The sequence below is a fragment of the Micromonospora sp. NPDC023966 genome, assembly GCF_040639095.1.
Classification (GTDB): domain Bacteria; phylum Actinomycetota; class Actinomycetes; order Mycobacteriales; family Micromonosporaceae; genus Micromonospora.
In genome coordinates, this window is record NZ_JBEZZJ010000002.1 from 146,154 (window position 1) to 159,738 (window position 13,585).

Consider the following 13,585-nt stretch of genomic DNA (forward strand, 5'->3'; position numbering starts at 1 on the left):
TTTTTGTATCGCGGACGAGGTGCAGGGAGGACCACCCATGACCGCGCACACGATCAGCGAGCCGGCGACGACAGCGCCGTCCACCTCCGAGAAGCTCGACCCGCGGGCGCTCACCGACAGCGCCGCCAACCTGCTCAACGCGATGGCGGCGCTGCCCGCCAACCACCCGTCGCGCCCCGCGCTGCGCGACCGGGCGATCGAGGCCTGGCTGCCGCTCGCCAACCACCTCGCCCACCGCTACAGCGGGCGGGGCGAGCCCACCGACGACCTGGCGCAGACCGCCGCCGTCGGCCTGATCAAGGCGATCGACAAGTTCGACCCGTCCCGCGGCGTCGACTTCGCCGGCTACGCCATCCCGACCATCATCGGCGAGCTGAAGCGCCACTTCCGCGACCGCACCTGGGACATCCGGGTGCCGCGTCGCCTCCAGGAGCTGCGGCTGGCCATCTCCGACGCCAACAGCTCGCTGCTGCAGACCCTCGGCCGCTCGCCGACGGTCGCCGACATCGCCAGCCACCTCAGCCTCACCGAGGAGGAGGTCCTGGAGGGCCTGGAGGGCGCCCGCGCCTACAACGCGGTGTCGCTGTCCACCCCGACCGGCGACGGCGACCGGGCCACCGAGCTGGGCGACATGCTCGGCGGCGAGGACGGCGAGTTCGAGCTGGCCGAGCTTCGCGTCGCCCTCGGGCCGGCGCTGGCCACGCTCGACGAGCGCGAGCAGAAGATCCTCACGCTGCGCTTCTACGGCAACCTGACCCAGTCGCAGATCGCCGAGCAGATCGGCGTCTCGCAGATGCACGTGTCCCGGCTGCTGGCCCGGGCCCTGACCAAGCTGCGCGGGCAGCTCGACGGAACGTACTAGGGGGTGGCGGCGGTGGCCGGGTCGGCGGGCCCGGCCACCGTTGACGTCCACTCAGGCCCGGCCGGCGGTGCGCCGGCCGGGCCGTTCCGTGTTCAGCGCAGCACGAGCAGGTCCAGCGCGTCGACCACCGGGGCGTGTGGGGTGCGCCGCGCCGCCGCGCGCAGCCGGCGCACACCACGCTCGTAGTCCGCGTCGTCGAGCAGCACCAGCGGGGTGTGCGCGGCGCGCCGCAGCCCGTCGGCCGCCGCCCGCAGCGAAGGGGCGCTGACCTGCGGCACCGGCCCCAGCGCCACCGGAGCGAACCCGGCGGCCTCGAAGGCCGCGCAGACCTCGGCGACCGAGGGATAGCCCTCCACCACCCGCAGCGCCTCCGGGAACCAGCGGAACAGGGTGACCCCGCCACCCCGGCCGGCGAAGACCGACCGGATCAGCACCGGCGCGCCGGGCCGCAGCACCCGGCGCAGCTCGGCGGCGACCGCCGGCACGTCGGTGAGGTGGTGCACCACCGTGGAGAGCCACGCACCGGCCAGGCCGGCCGCCGCGAGGGGCAGCGACTCCGCCCGGCCGGCCACCATTTCCGGGTACACCGAGCGGGTTCGCATCGCCCCCGCCGGCTCGACCGCCACCACGTCCACCCGGTACCAGGCCCGGAAGGCGGCCGCCCAGGCGCCGGTGCCCGCGCCCAGGTCGAGCACGCGGTCGCCCGGTCCGACAGGCAGGTGCCGGGACACCGCGGCGCGCCAGCCGGCCAGGCCGTCGGCCGGCAGGTGCCGGGTCGCCGCGAAGGCGGCGGCGGAGGATTCGTCGTACGCCATCATCGCCATGACCGTCACTCCACGCGAGGGACCGGTCACGGTCAAATGTGACAAGTGGAACAGGACCCCGCGCCGGCCGCCCCGTTGAGGGTGCGAGAGTGGGTCCGTGCTTGCCGACGTCTCCCTGGACCTGCCGGTCCGGCCGGTGCTGCCGGCGCTGGTCGAGGCGCTGGGCGCGGCCGGCGCGGCGGTCCTCGTGGCGCCCCCGGGCACCGGCAAGACCACCCTGGCGCCGCTCGCGGTGGCCGCCGAGGTGCCCGGCCGGGTGGTGATCGCCCAGCCCCGCCGGGTGGCCGCCCGGGCCGCCGCGCACCGGATGGCCGCCCTGCTCGGCGAGCGGGTCGGCGAGCGGATCGGGTACGCCGTGCGCGGCGAGCGCCGGGTCGGTCCGCGTACCCGGGTGGAGGTGGTCACCACCGGGCTGCTGGTCCGCCGGCTGCACCACGACCCGGAGCTGCCCGGGGTCGGCGCGGTGCTGCTCGACGAGGTCCACGAGCGGCAGCTCGACGCCGACCTGGCGCTGGCGTTCACCGTGGACGCCCGCGGCACGCTCCGGCCGGACCTGTGGCTGCTGGCCATGTCGGCCACCCCGCAGGCGGACCGGTTCGCCGGGCTGCTCGGCGGGGCCGCTCCCGCGCCGGTGATCCGGGCCGAGGCCGCCCTGCACCCGGTGGACCGGGTCTGGGCGCCGCCGCCCCGCCCGGTCGCCGCGCCCGGGGCGGGCCGGGTGGACCCGGCGCTGCTGGACCATGTGGCGGCGACGGTGCGCCGGGCGCTGCGCGAGCGGGACGGGGACCTGCTGGTCTTCCTGCCCGGCGCCGGCGAGATCACCGCCGTGGCCGGCCGCCTGGCCGACCTGCGGGACGCGGTCGCCGTGCTGCCGCTGCACGGCCGGCTGCCCGGCGCCGCGCAGGACGCCGCGCTGCGACCGGTCGATCGGCGCCGCGTCGTGCTGGCCACCGCCGTGGCGGAGAGCAGCCTGACCGTGCCCGGGGTCCGCGTCGTGGTGGACGCCGGGCTGAGCCGGGTGGCCCGCACCGACCTGGCCCGAGGGCTGGGCGCGCTGGTCACCGTGCCGGTGTCCCGGGCGGCGGCCACCCAGCGGGCCGGCCGGGCTGGGCGGGAGGCGCCGGGCGCGGTCTACCGGTGCTGGTCGGAGGCGACCCACGCCCGGCTGGCCCCGCAGCCCGAGCCGGAGATCGCCACCGCCGACCTGACCGGGTTCGCGCTGGAGCTGGCTGCCTGGGGCACCCCGGACGGCGCCGGGCTGGCCCTGCCCGACCCCCCGCCGCCAGCCGCGCTGGCCGTCGCCCGCGAGACGCTGACCACGCTCGGCGCGGTCGACGCGGACGGCCGGATCACCGCCCGCGGGCGGGCCATCGCGGCGGCCGGGGCGCATCCCCGGCTGGCCCGGGCCCTCCTCGACGGCGCGGAGCGGGTCGGCGCCGACCGGGCCGCCGAGGTGGTGGCACTCCTTGCCGACGAGACGCTGGCCGGCGCCGGCGACGACCTGACCGCCCTCTGGCGCCGCCTGCGCACCGCCGCCGACCCGCCGGCAACCGCCCGCTGGCGCGCCGAGACCCGCCGCCTCCGCACCACCCTCGCCACCCCGCCCCGTTCCCGCGATCTTGCAGTTGGCGCCCGGACAGAAGGGACGAAAGCCCCAGGACGCGGGCACAAAGTGCAAGATCGCCGGGCAGCGGGGCTTCCTGATGATCTTGCGGCGGGGTTGCTGGTGGGGTTGGCGTATCCGGAGCGGTTGGCGCGGGTGCGGCGGGCGGGTGGGTCGGCGTACCTGATGGCTGGAGGGACCGCGGCGGAGCTGGTGGGCGGGTCGGGGCTGGTGGGGTCCGAATGGCTGGCGATCGCGGTGGCCGACCGCTCCCCCGGCGCGCCGGCCGCCCGGGTCCGGCTGGCCACCCCCGTCGACGAGGCGACCGCACGGGAGGCCGGCGGGCCGCTGCTGCGCGCCGCGCGGGAGGTCGGCTGGTCCGGCGGCGACGTGGTGGCCCGGGAGGTGGTCCGGCTCGGCGCGATCGAGCTGGTCGACCGGCCCCTCGCCGCGCCGGACCCGACGCGGCTCGCCGAGGCGGTACTCGCCGGGCTGCGCCAGGACGGCCTGGCGCTGCTCACCTGGACGCCGGAGGCCACGGCGCTGCGCCGGCGGCTGGCCTTCTGCCGGCAGGCCCTCGGCGACGAATGGCCGGACGTGTCCGACGCCGCGCTGCTCGCCGCCGCACCCACGTGGCTGGGCCCGGAACTGGCCCGCGCGCGCCGCCGGGCCGACCTGGCGCGAGTGGACGTGGCAGCGGCGCTGCGCCGGCTGCTGGACTGGCGGCAGGCGGCCCGGCTGGACGAGGTGGCGCCGGAGCGGCTCCCGGTGCCCAGCGGATCGCGGATCCGGCTGGACTATGCCGACCCGGCCGCCCCGGTGCTGGCGGTGAAGCTCCAGGAGACGTTCGGCTGGCGGGACGCGCCACGGATCGCCGACGGCCGGGTGCCGGTGCTGCTGCACCTGCTCTCCCCCGCGGGCCGGCCGGTGGCGGTCACCGCCGACCTGGCCTCGTTCTGGCGGACCGGCTACCCGCAGGTGCGGGCGGAGCTGCGCGGGCGCTATCCCCGCCACCCGTGGCCGGAGGACCCGACCAGCGCCGAGCCGACCCGGCGCGCCAGCCCGCGCCGACGCTGACCCGGTTACTCGTCGACCACGTCGGCGATCACCACGGTGACATTGTCGGGGCCGCCGGCCCGCAGCGCCAGGTCGATCAGCTTGGCCGCACACGCCTCCCGGTCCGGGTAGCCGCCGAGCACCTCGGCGAGGGTGTCGGGGCGGACCACGTTGGAGAGGCCGTCGCTGCACAGCAACCAGCGGTCGCCGGCCCACGGCACCATCGTCGCGTAGGTCGGGGAGACCTCGTCGCCCTGCAACGCCTGGGTCACCACGGCCCGGCGGGGGTGGCTGCTCGCCTGCTCGGCGGTGATCACGCCCTGGTCGACCAGCATCTGCACGAAGGTGTCGTCCCGGGTGACCTGCTTCAGCACGCCCTCCCGGAACAGGTAGGCCCGGGAGTCGCCGACGTGGGCCAGCGCCAGGCAGCTGCCGGTGCGGGCGAAGAGCAGCGCGGTGAGGGTGGTGCCCATGCCCTGGCGTTCCGGGTCCTCTTCGACCGCCTGCCGGATCCCCGCGGTGGCCAGCTCGATGCCGCCCTGGAGGGCGGCGACCAACGCGTCCTCGGGGGTCTCGACGTCCAGCGGCGCGAACGCGTCCATCGCGATACGGCTGGCCAGGTCACCGGCGGCCATGCCGCCCATGCCGTCGGCGACGGCGACCAGCCAGCTGCCGGCGTGCTGGGCGTCCTGGTTGCCACTGCGGATCAGCCCACGGTCGCTCGCCCCGACGGAACGAAGCTTCAGGGTCATGGGAGGCAGCCTGCCAGTTGGAGGGCTCGGTTGTCTCTAGGAGATCAGGACCATGCTACGCGGCGCGGCGAATCTCACTGTCGGCGCGGCGCGCGGCCATCGGACCGGATCGATTGACAGCCGGCGACCGCGCTGGAACCATCGGCCTGATATTGGGAGCGCTCCCAGCTCTCGACCCGTCCCCTGCGCACGGAAGGAACCTCCGTGACCCCATACCGACGTCGGCTCATCGCCCTCGCCGCGGCCACCACCCTGGCGCTCACCGGCGGCACCGCCGGCCCGGCCCGCGCCGAGGTGCCGCCGGACGCCCCCGAACAACTGCGCAACGGCGACTTCAGCGCCGGCACGTCCCCCTGGTTCTCCTACGGCACCGGCGACCTCGGGGTCACCGACGGGCGGCTCTGCACCACCGTCGCCGGCGGCCTGGCCAACCCCTGGGACGCCGGCATCGGGCAGGACGCGGTGCCGCTGACCGCGGGCGCCGAGTACGAACTCTCCTTCGACGTCTCCGCCACGCCCGGCGCCGCCGTCCGGGCGGTGCTCCAGCTCGGCAGCGCCCCCTACACGACGTACGCCAACGTCGACGCGACCGCGACCGACGCGGCCCGGCACGTCGTCACGACGTTCACCGCCCCCGCCGACAACGCCGGCGCCCAACTGATCTTCCAGGTCGGCGGCAGCCCCGACGCGCAGACGTTCTGCCTGGACAACGTCTCGCTGCGGGGCGGCGAGGCGGCCCCGCCGTACGAGCCGGACACCGGGCCGCGGGTGCGGGTCAATCAGGTCGGCTACCTGCCCGGCGGGCCGAAGAACGCCACCGTGGTCACCGACGCCGCCGAGGCGCTGCCCTGGCAGCTCAGATCGGCCGCCGGGACCGTGGTGGCCGACGGGACCACCACTCCGCGCGGCGTCGACCCGGCGTCGGGGCAGCAGGTGCAGACCGTGGACTTCTCCGCGTACCGCACCCCGGGCACCGGCTACACCCTGGTCGTCGACGGCGAGACCAGCCACCCGTTCGACATCTCCGGCACCCTCTACGACCGGCTGCGCGCCGACTCCCTCCAGTTCTTCTACGCCCAGCGCAGCGGCACCCCGATCGACGGCGACCTGATCGGGGCCGCCTACGCCCGCCCGGCCGGCCACCTCGGCGTCGCGCCCAACCAGGGCGACACCGACGTGCCCTGCCAGCCCGGCGTCTGCGACCACCGCCTCGACGTGCGCGGCGGCTGGTACGACGCGGGCGACCACGGCAAGTACGTGGTCAACGGCGGCATCGCCACCTACCAGCTGCTCAACGCCTTCGAGCGGACCAGGACCGCGGAGACCGCCGCCGGCGGCGCGGCGCTGGGCGACGCCACCCTGCGGGTGCCCGAGCGCGGCAATAAGGTCCCGGACATCCTCGACGAGGCCCGCTGGGAGCTGGAGTTCCTGCTGCGCATGCAGGTGCCGGCGGGCCTTCCGCTCGCCGGGATGGTCCACCACAAGGTCCACGACCGGAACTGGACCGGGCTGCCGCTCGCCCCGCAGGACGACCCGCAGCCGCGCGAACTGCACCCGCCGTCCACGGCCGCCACGCTCAACCTGGCCGCCGTCGCCGCCCAGTGCGCCCGCCTCTTCGCGCCCTACGACGCCACCTTCGCGGCCCGCTGCGGCGCCGCGGCGAAGACCGCGTACGCGGCGGCCAAGGCCCACCCGGCGGTGTACGCCTCGGCGGCCGACGGCACCGGCGGCGGCGCGTACGACGACACGAACGTGACCGACGAGTTCTACTGGGCGGCCGTCGAGCTGTGGCTGACCACCGGCGAGTCGGCGTACCTGACCGACCTCACCGCCTCGCCGCTGCACACCGCCGACGTCTTCGCCGCCGGCGGTGCGTTCGGCTGGCAGAGCGTGGCCGCGCTGGGCCGGCTCGACCTGGCGACCGTGCCGAACGGCCTGCCGGCCGCCGAACGGACCCGGATCCGCGCCTCGGTGACCGCCGCGGCCGACCGCTACCTGGCCACCGCCCGGGACCAGGCGTACGGGCTGCCGCTGCCCGGCGCGGCCGACGCCTACGTCTGGGGCAGCAACAGCAACCTGGTCAACAACGCGATCGTGCTGGCCACCGCGTTCGACCTGAGCCGGGACGCGAAGTACCGGGACGGGGCGGTGCAGAGCGCGGACTACCTGCTCGGCCGCAACGCGCTGAACATGTCCTACGTGACCGGCTGGGGCGAGCAGCACGCGCGCAACCAGCACAGCCGCATCTTCGCCCACCAGCTGGACCCGGACCTGCCGAACCCGCCCGCCGGTTCGCTGGCCGGTGGCCCGAACGCCGCCCTCCAGGACCCGTACGCGGCCAACCTGCTCGCCGGCTGCAAGCCGATGTTCTGCTACGTCGACGACATCAACTCGTACGCGACCAACGAGGTGGCGATCAACTGGAACTCGGCGCTGGCCTGGCTGGCGTCGTTCCTCGCCGACCAGGGTGACGCGGCGGCCGTGCCGGCGCCGACCTGCGCGGTCACGTACACCACCCACGGCAGCTGGCCGGACGGCTTCACCACCCAGGTCACCGTCCGGAACACCGGCACGGCGGCGGTCAACGGGTGGAGCGTGCGGTGGGCGTTCACCGGGGACCAGCGGGTGCGTAGCTGGTGGTCGGCGAAGGTCAGCCAGTCGGGGGCCACGGTCACCGCGCGGAACGAGTCGTGGAACGCCCGGATCGCGCCCGACGGCTCGGTCACCTTCGGTCTGAACGGCGCCACGGCCGGCGGCCCGAACCCCAACCCCAACCTGATCACTCTCAACGGCGCCGCCTGCACCGTCTCCTGACCGGCCTGGTGGCCTCCCGGGCGACGGGAGGCCACCACCGCCGGGCAGGCGTGATCATGGGGGCATGGCCTACCTTCTCCTGCTCGGCGCGATCGCCGCCGAGGTGATCGGCACCAGCCTGCTCAAGGCGACCGACGGTTTCACCCGGCTCTGGCCCACGCTCGGCGTCGCGGTCGCGTACCTGTCGTCGTTCGGGCTGCTCTCCCTGACGGTCAAGGACATCCCGGTCGGTGTGGCGTACGCGATCTGGTCCGGGCTCGGCACCGCGGCGATCATGGCGATCGGCGCGGCCTTCCTCGGCGAGCCGCTGAGTCTCGCCAAGGTGGTCGGCGCGGGTCTGGTGATCGCCGGGGTGGTGGTGCTCAACCTCGGCGGCGCGCACTGACAACGGAACCCGGTCAGACGCCCGCGGCGCGAGCCGGCGTCAGGCCACCGGCCGGCGCATGGCGACCCGGTCGGCCGGGTCCAGCCCCAGTGCGACCTCGGCGGCCAGCAGTCCGGCCAGCCCCGGGGTCACCTCGGCCGCGGTCAGCTCCCGGAACCCGCAGCGGGCGTAGTACGGGCCGTTCCACGGCACGCTGCGGAACGTGGTCAGGGTCAGCGCCGGCAGACCCCGCCCGGCGGCCCACCCGGCCACCTCGTCGAGCAGGCCACGGCCGATCCCCCGCCGGGCGTACGCGGGATCGACGCTGAGCTGCTGCACGTGCGCGCAGCCGTCGACCAGCTCGACCACGGCGAAGGCCACGGGCCGGTCCGCGGCGTCGACCGCGACCCGGAGCCGTCCGGCCCGCTGGGCGGCGGCCAGGACCTCCCGCGGCAACGGCGGCATGTCGGCCACGTCCGCCATGCCGATCTCCCGGAACGGGGCGCCGGAGGCCACCTCGATCCGCTGCACCTCGGTCACCTCGTCGGCCCGGGCCACCCTGCTGCGCTCCACGGCCCGACCCTGGCAGAGCGACCCGTGCCCCGCGAGCGGATTTCCCGCCCGCACCGGTCGACCCGACGTGCCGCCCGCCAGGTCGGCGAGCTGGCGGGGTCCGGGGCGTCCGGACACCGCCACCTCGGCGAGCCGATGTCGATCGAGCACCCGTGTGACAGGGGTCGCCCGGTTCGGGGCCACGTGCCCGGAGGCGCACTGCCTAGGGTCGAGGCCATGACCCTCAACGGGGACGTCAGCGTCGATCTCGCGGCGGTGCGCGCCGCCGTCGCCCGGCAGGCAGCCCGGGTGACCGAGGGCATCGCCGACATGGAGCGCTACCTGGCCGCGCAGGTGGCCGACGAGTCGCACCGGGAGGTGACCGGGCCGCTGCTGTCGGGCGCCGGGGCGAGCGGCGTCATCCGGCACCAGGGTGAGGTGCTCGCCACGTGGGGCGACCCGGCCACGCCGAAGATGCTGTTCAGCGGCACGAAGGCGGTCGTCGCCACCGTCGCCGGGGTGGCCTTCGACCGAGGCCTGCTCGACCCGGCCATGCCGGTGCTGGAGACCGTCGACCACCCGTTCCTCGCCGGTCTCGGTGTCGAGGGGATCACCTGGGCGCACCTGCTGCAGCAGACCAGCGGCTGGACCGGGGAGCTGTGGGGCAAGCCGACCGGGGTGGACGCGCAGAGCCGCCGCGAGGGCTTCGAACGGGAGGGGGCGCCCGGCAGCGGCTGGGCGTACAACGACGTCCGGGTGAACCTGCTCTGCCTGGCGCTGACCCTGCTGTTCCGCCGGCCGCTCGGCGACGTGCTGCACGAGGCGGTGCTCGAGCCGCTCGGCGCCTCCTCGTCCTGGTCCTGGCACGGGTACGCGGACTCGGTGGTCCACCTCGACGGCGCCCGGGTGCCAGTGGTGAGCGGCGGCGCGCACTGGGGCGGCGGGCTCTGGATCTCGCACTGGGGCGACCGGGTCGCCGAACTGATCACCGAGGTGTCCCAGGCCGTGCCGCCTGTGACGCGATGAACCTCTGGTCACGCATCTCACCGATCCCGCCCGGGCGACTGCGCACGCTGTCCCTGGCCACGCTCGCCAACACCGTCGGCTCGGGGATGTGGCTCACCGGCGGCGCGCTCTACCTCACCCGGGACGTCGGGCTCTCCCCCGCCTCGGTCGGCGCCGGGCTCAGCCTCGCCGGCCTCGTCGGGCTCACCGCCAGCGTGCCACTCGGCGCGCTCGCCGACCGGCGGGATCCGCGAACGCTCCGCGCGCTCGTGCAGCTGGGTCAGGGCGCCGCCGCGGCGGCGTACCTGCTGGTCGACAGCTTCCCGGTGTTCCTCGCGGTGGCGATCCTCGAGATGCTGCTCGCCTCCGGCAACCTGGCGGTCCGCGCAGCGCTGGTCGCCGTGGTCGCCGGACCGCAGGGCCGTGTCCACGCGTTCGCCACCCTGCGCGCGGTGGCGAACCTGGGCATCGCGGTGGGAGCCGGGCTGGCCGGGCTCGCGCTCGCGGCGGACAGCCACCTGGCGTACCAGGTGCTGGTGGCCGGCAACGCGCTCACCTACCTGCTGTCGGCGACACTGCTCCTGCGGCTGCCGGCCTACCCGCCGGCGGCCGGTGCTGGACGCGGGCCCGGCAGTCGGCGCCGGAACGGCGCGCTCCGGCCCGGCGCCGCGCTGCGGGATGTGCGGTTCCTCGCCGTCAGCGGCGCCTCGGCTGTGCTCGCGCTGCACTGGACGATGCTCGCGCTCGTGGTGCCGCTGTGGACGGTGACCCGGGCCGGAGCACCACCGCCGGTGGTGTCGGCGGTGCTCCTGACGAACACCGTGCTCACCGTGCTGCTCGCGGTACGGCTCGGCCGCGGGGCCGATGACGCCACCCACGCTGCCCGGTCGATGCGCCGCGCCGGGCTGGTGCTGGCCGCCGCGATGCTGCTGTACGCGGCCACCGCCGGCCTGCCGCCCGCCGCGTCGGTCACCCTGCTGCTGCTCGCGACCGTGGTCTACACGTTCGGCGATCTCTGGCACGGCACCGCCGGGGCCGGTCTGGCGTACGACCTGGCCCCGCCGGACGCGCTCGGGGCGTACCAGGGGGTGGACGGCATGCTGGCCGGCCTGTCCCGCGCGCTCGGCCCGGCTCTGCTGACGCTGCTGGTGCTTGACGGCGGCAGGCCGGGCTGGCTGGCGGTCGGGGCGCTCTTCGCGGCCGTCGGCCTGGCCACCCCGGCGCTGACGCGGTGGGCGCTGGCCGCCCGAACGGCGCCGGACGAGGCCGCTTCGGCCCGCACCCCGGCCGGCCGTGCCGGCTGAGCGGGACGGCGGGGGTGATCAGGTGCCGGTGGCGGATGGCAGCATGGCGGCATGACCGACCAGCAGACGATCGCCATCCGCCCAGGCGGCCCGGCGGACGCCGCCACCGTGCTGCGGCTGTTCGACACCGCCATCGCCTGGCTGGCCGCACGGGGCCGGACCGGCCAGTGGGGCACCGAGCCCGCGTCGACCGATCCGCGCCGGATCGCCCAGGCCGACGCGTGGGCCACCGGCGGCGGGCTGCACCTGGCGATGCTCGGCGACCGGGCGGTGGGCGCCCTGGTGGTGGGGTCGGCCACCGAGTACGTGCCACCGGCCACCGAACCCGAGCTGTACGTGAACCTGCTGCTCACCGACCGGGCGTACGCCGGCCACGGGATCGGGGCGCGGCTGCTCGCGTACGCGGGGGAGCTGGCCCGGGACCGCGGCCTGGGGCTGCTCCGGGTGGACTGCTACGGCGGGGACGACCGGGCGCTGGTCCGGTTCTACGAGGGCTGCGGCTTCATTGCCACCGACCGGTTCACCGTCGAGCGCCCGGGTCGCGCCCCGTGGCCCGGCCAGGTGCTGGAACGCCGGCTGGCCTGACGGGTCAGCCGATCTCCTCGTCGACGAAGCACCAGCGCCAGGCCTCGCCGGGCTGGACCGAGCGCATCACCGGGTGCCCGGTCGACTCGAAGTGCTTCGTGGCGTGCTGGTAGGGCGAGGAGTCGCAGCAGCCCACGTGCCCGCAGGTCAGGCAGGCCCGCAGGTGCACCCAGTCGTCGTTGCCGATGGCCACGCAGTCCGGGCACTCGGTCGTGGTCGCAGGTTCGGCGTCGCCCGCCTCGGTCAGGTGCTGGCAGCTCACTCGTTGGCCTCCTGTCGCAGCAACGACTCCTCCAGGTCCAGGTCACGGTAGGCGCGGACCAGCACCTCCTCCGGGATCCGCCCGGAGTCGCGGGCGGCCCGGAACACCTCCCGCTCCGCGTCGATCATCTCCTGCCGCAACCGACCGTACGCCTGGGAAGGGGTTTCCCGTGCGGTGCCCCCGAGCCGTTCCCAGGCCACGTTGGTGCGGCTCTGCACCAGGCCGCGCAGCCGTTCCACGACGGCGTCCGGCGCCCCGCCGGCGAGTTCCTCCAGCCGCTCCCGCGCGGCCCGGCTGGCCTGCTGCTGCACGGCGGCGGCGGAGAGCGCGTCCTGCACCGGGTCGTCCGGCGGCAGTTTCGCCGCCCGCGCCACGGCCGGCAGGGTGGCGCCCTGCGCCACCAGGGTCACCACGATCACCGCGAACGCCAGCCAGATGAACAGCTGCCGCGGGTACGGCCGGTCGTCGGCCAGGGTGAGCGGCAGCGCGAGCGCGGCGGCCAGGGTGACCACGCCGCGCATCCCGGCCCAGCCGATGACGAAAGGGACCTGCACCGGGGGCGCCGTCTCCCGGCGGCGATGCCGGGGCACCAACCGGGCCAGGTAGGTGGCCGGGACGAGCCAGACGAACCGGGTCAGCACGACGGCGGCCAGCACCGCGGCGGTGATCCCGACCAGCCGGCCGACCGGCTCGTCCAGGTCCCGGACCACCTCGGGCAGTTGCAGGCCGACCAGCAGGAAGACCAACCCTTCGAGCAGGAACTGAATCAGCCGCCAGAACGCGCTCACCTGGAGCCGGGAGGCGGCGGACATCAGCAGCGCCTGCTTGTGTCCGATGCCCAGCCCGGTCACCACCACGGCGACCACCCCGGAGGCGTGGATCTCCTCGGCGGCGAAGACCACCGTGAACGGCACGATCAGCGACAACGCGTTGTCGAGCACCGGATCGGAGATCCGCTTGTGCAGGTAGCCGAAGACCACCACGCCGAGCAGCCCGACGAGGACGCCGCCGCCGGCCGAGACCACCACCTCGCGCGCCACCTCGCCGACCCCGACGTGACCGCCGGCCGCGGTGGCCGCGGCCACCGCCACCCGCAGCAGCACCAGCGCCGTGGCGTCGTTGACCAGGCTCTCCCCCTCCAGGATCGTCACGATCCGCCGGGGCAGACCGACCCGCCGGGCCACCGCGGTGGCGGCGATCGCGTCCGGCGGCGCCACCACCGCGCCGAGCGCCAGGCAGATGGCGTACGGCACGTCGGGCAGGAGCAGGTGGACGACGGTGCCCACCACGAACGCGGTGAAGAGCACCAGCCCGACGGCGAGCAGCAGGATCGGCCGGAGGTTGAGCCGGAACGCCGGCACCGACGTCTTCAGGGCCGCCACGTAGAGCAGCGGCGGCAGGATGCCGACCAGCACCAGTTCCGGGTCGAGGCGGACCTGCGGGAAACCGGGCAGGAAGGACAGGCCGAGGCCGAGCACGACCAGCAGGATCGGCGCCAGCAGGCCGAGCCGCCGGGCCAGCGCCGCGCCGAAGGTCGCGATCGCGAGAAAGAACACGACCTCGATCAGAGCTTCCATGAGGTACGAGCCTAGGCGGCCCGCG

At 75.6% G+C, this 13,585-nt stretch carries 12 protein-coding genes; 7 read left to right on the top strand and 5 right to left on the bottom strand.

Annotated features, from left to right (window positions below; genetic code table 11):
- Window positions 1-37: 37 nt before the first annotated feature.
- Window positions 38-862: a SigB/SigF/SigG family RNA polymerase sigma factor gene (locus AB0F68_RS04840; protein ID WP_357333027.1), complete on the top strand. Its 825-nt coding sequence runs from the start codon at window positions 38-40 to the stop codon at window positions 860-862.
- A gap of 92 nt (window positions 863-954) precedes the next feature.
- On the opposite strand, the gene AB0F68_RS04845 is transcribed toward AB0F68_RS04840, so the two are convergent.
- A complete protein-coding gene (locus AB0F68_RS04845; protein WP_357333028.1) occupies window positions 955-1,686 on the bottom strand; it encodes a methyltransferase domain-containing protein in 732 nt (243 codons plus the stop codon).
- A 97-nt stretch (window positions 1,687-1,783) separates the two neighbouring features.
- On the opposite strand from AB0F68_RS04845, the gene hrpB reads away from it, so the two are divergent.
- Window positions 1,784-4,366 carry an ATP-dependent helicase HrpB gene (hrpB, locus tag AB0F68_RS04850; RefSeq protein ID WP_357333029.1) on the top strand — a complete coding sequence of 861 codons (2,583 nt, stop codon included), beginning with the start codon at window positions 1,784-1,786 and terminating at the stop codon, window positions 4,364-4,366.
- A 5-nt stretch (window positions 4,367-4,371) separates the two neighbouring features.
- Here hrpB and AB0F68_RS04855 read toward each other — a convergent pair whose 3' ends face one another.
- Window positions 4,372-5,097, bottom strand: coding sequence for a protein phosphatase 2C domain-containing protein (locus tag AB0F68_RS04855; protein ID WP_357333030.1), 726 nt, complete (start codon window positions 5,095-5,097; stop codon window positions 4,372-4,374).
- A gap of 204 nt (window positions 5,098-5,301) precedes the next feature.
- Here AB0F68_RS04855 and AB0F68_RS04860 point away from each other — a divergent pair, with 204 nt between their 5' ends.
- Window positions 5,302-7,911 (top strand): glycoside hydrolase family 9 protein, encoded by a 2,610-nt coding sequence (locus AB0F68_RS04860; protein WP_357333031.1) that lies wholly within the window; start codon window positions 5,302-5,304, stop codon window positions 7,909-7,911.
- Between the two features lie 64 nt (window positions 7,912-7,975).
- Window positions 7,976-8,296: a multidrug efflux SMR transporter gene (locus tag AB0F68_RS04865; RefSeq protein ID WP_357333032.1), complete on the top strand. Its 321-nt coding sequence runs from the start codon at window positions 7,976-7,978 to the stop codon at window positions 8,294-8,296.
- Between the two features lie 39 nt (window positions 8,297-8,335).
- Here the strand turns inward: AB0F68_RS04865 and AB0F68_RS04870 are convergent, their stop codons facing one another.
- Complete coding sequence (locus AB0F68_RS04870; protein ID WP_357333033.1) at window positions 8,336-8,998, bottom strand: GNAT family N-acetyltransferase; 663 nt, start codon at window positions 8,996-8,998, stop codon at window positions 8,336-8,338.
- A 66-nt stretch (window positions 8,999-9,064) separates the two neighbouring features.
- On the opposite strand from AB0F68_RS04870, the gene AB0F68_RS04875 reads away from it, so the two are divergent.
- From AB0F68_RS04875 to AB0F68_RS04885, 3 genes are read left to right on the top strand one after another with little or no spacing between them, the layout of a single operon-like run.
- The gene (locus tag AB0F68_RS04875; RefSeq protein WP_357333034.1) at window positions 9,065-9,853 is read left to right on the top strand and encodes a serine hydrolase; all 789 of its coding nucleotides are present in this window, start codon (window positions 9,065-9,067) and stop codon (window positions 9,851-9,853) included.
- A complete protein-coding gene (locus tag AB0F68_RS04880; RefSeq protein WP_357333035.1) occupies window positions 9,850-11,136 on the top strand; it encodes an MFS transporter in 1,287 nt (428 codons plus the stop codon). The genes AB0F68_RS04875 and AB0F68_RS04880 overlap by 4 nt, the downstream gene beginning before the upstream one ends.
- Before the next feature lie 51 nt (window positions 11,137-11,187).
- Entirely contained in the window at window positions 11,188-11,721 is a 534-nt protein-coding gene (locus AB0F68_RS04885) for a GNAT family N-acetyltransferase (RefSeq protein ID WP_357333036.1), read from the top strand.
- 4 nt (window positions 11,722-11,725) lie between these two features.
- Here the strand turns inward: AB0F68_RS04885 and AB0F68_RS04890 are convergent, their stop codons facing one another.
- Together AB0F68_RS04890 and AB0F68_RS04895 are read right to left on the bottom strand one after the other, a co-directional pair.
- A complete protein-coding gene (locus tag AB0F68_RS04890) occupies window positions 11,726-11,983 on the bottom strand; it encodes a UBP-type zinc finger domain-containing protein (RefSeq protein ID WP_357333037.1) in 258 nt (85 codons plus the stop codon).
- The gene (locus tag AB0F68_RS04895; protein WP_357333038.1) at window positions 11,980-13,560 is read right to left on the bottom strand and encodes a Na+/H+ antiporter; all 1,581 of its coding nucleotides are present in this window, start codon (window positions 13,558-13,560) and stop codon (window positions 11,980-11,982) included. The genes AB0F68_RS04890 and AB0F68_RS04895 overlap by 4 nt, the downstream gene beginning before the upstream one ends.
- Window positions 13,561-13,585: the final 25 nt, after the last annotated feature.

What these genes read in the sequence shown, in the direction of transcription:
- AB0F68_RS04885 (WP_357333036.1), top strand. Translation starts at nt 11,188, where the DNA reads ATGACCGACCAGCAGACGATCGCCATCCGCCCAGGCGGCCCGGCGGAC.
- AB0F68_RS04840 (WP_357333027.1), top strand. Translation starts at nt 38, where the DNA reads ATGACCGCGCACACGATCAGCGAGCCGGCGACGACAGCGCCGTCCACC.
- AB0F68_RS04875 (WP_357333034.1), top strand. Translation starts at nt 9,065, where the DNA reads ATGACCCTCAACGGGGACGTCAGCGTCGATCTCGCGGCGGTGCGCGCC.
- AB0F68_RS04865 (WP_357333032.1), top strand. Translation starts at nt 7,976, where the DNA reads ATGGCCTACCTTCTCCTGCTCGGCGCGATCGCCGCCGAGGTGATCGGC.
- AB0F68_RS04895 (WP_357333038.1), bottom strand. Translation starts at nt 13,560, where the DNA reads ATGGAAGCTCTGATCGAGGTCGTGTTCTTTCTCGCGATCGCGACCTTC.
- AB0F68_RS04845 (WP_357333028.1), bottom strand. Translation starts at nt 1,686, where the DNA reads ATGGCGATGATGGCGTACGACGAATCCTCCGCCGCCGCCTTCGCGGCG.
- AB0F68_RS04880 (WP_357333035.1), top strand. Translation starts at nt 9,850, where the DNA reads ATGAACCTCTGGTCACGCATCTCACCGATCCCGCCCGGGCGACTGCGC.
- AB0F68_RS04855 (WP_357333030.1), bottom strand. Translation starts at nt 5,097, where the DNA reads ATGACCCTGAAGCTTCGTTCCGTCGGGGCGAGCGACCGTGGGCTGATC.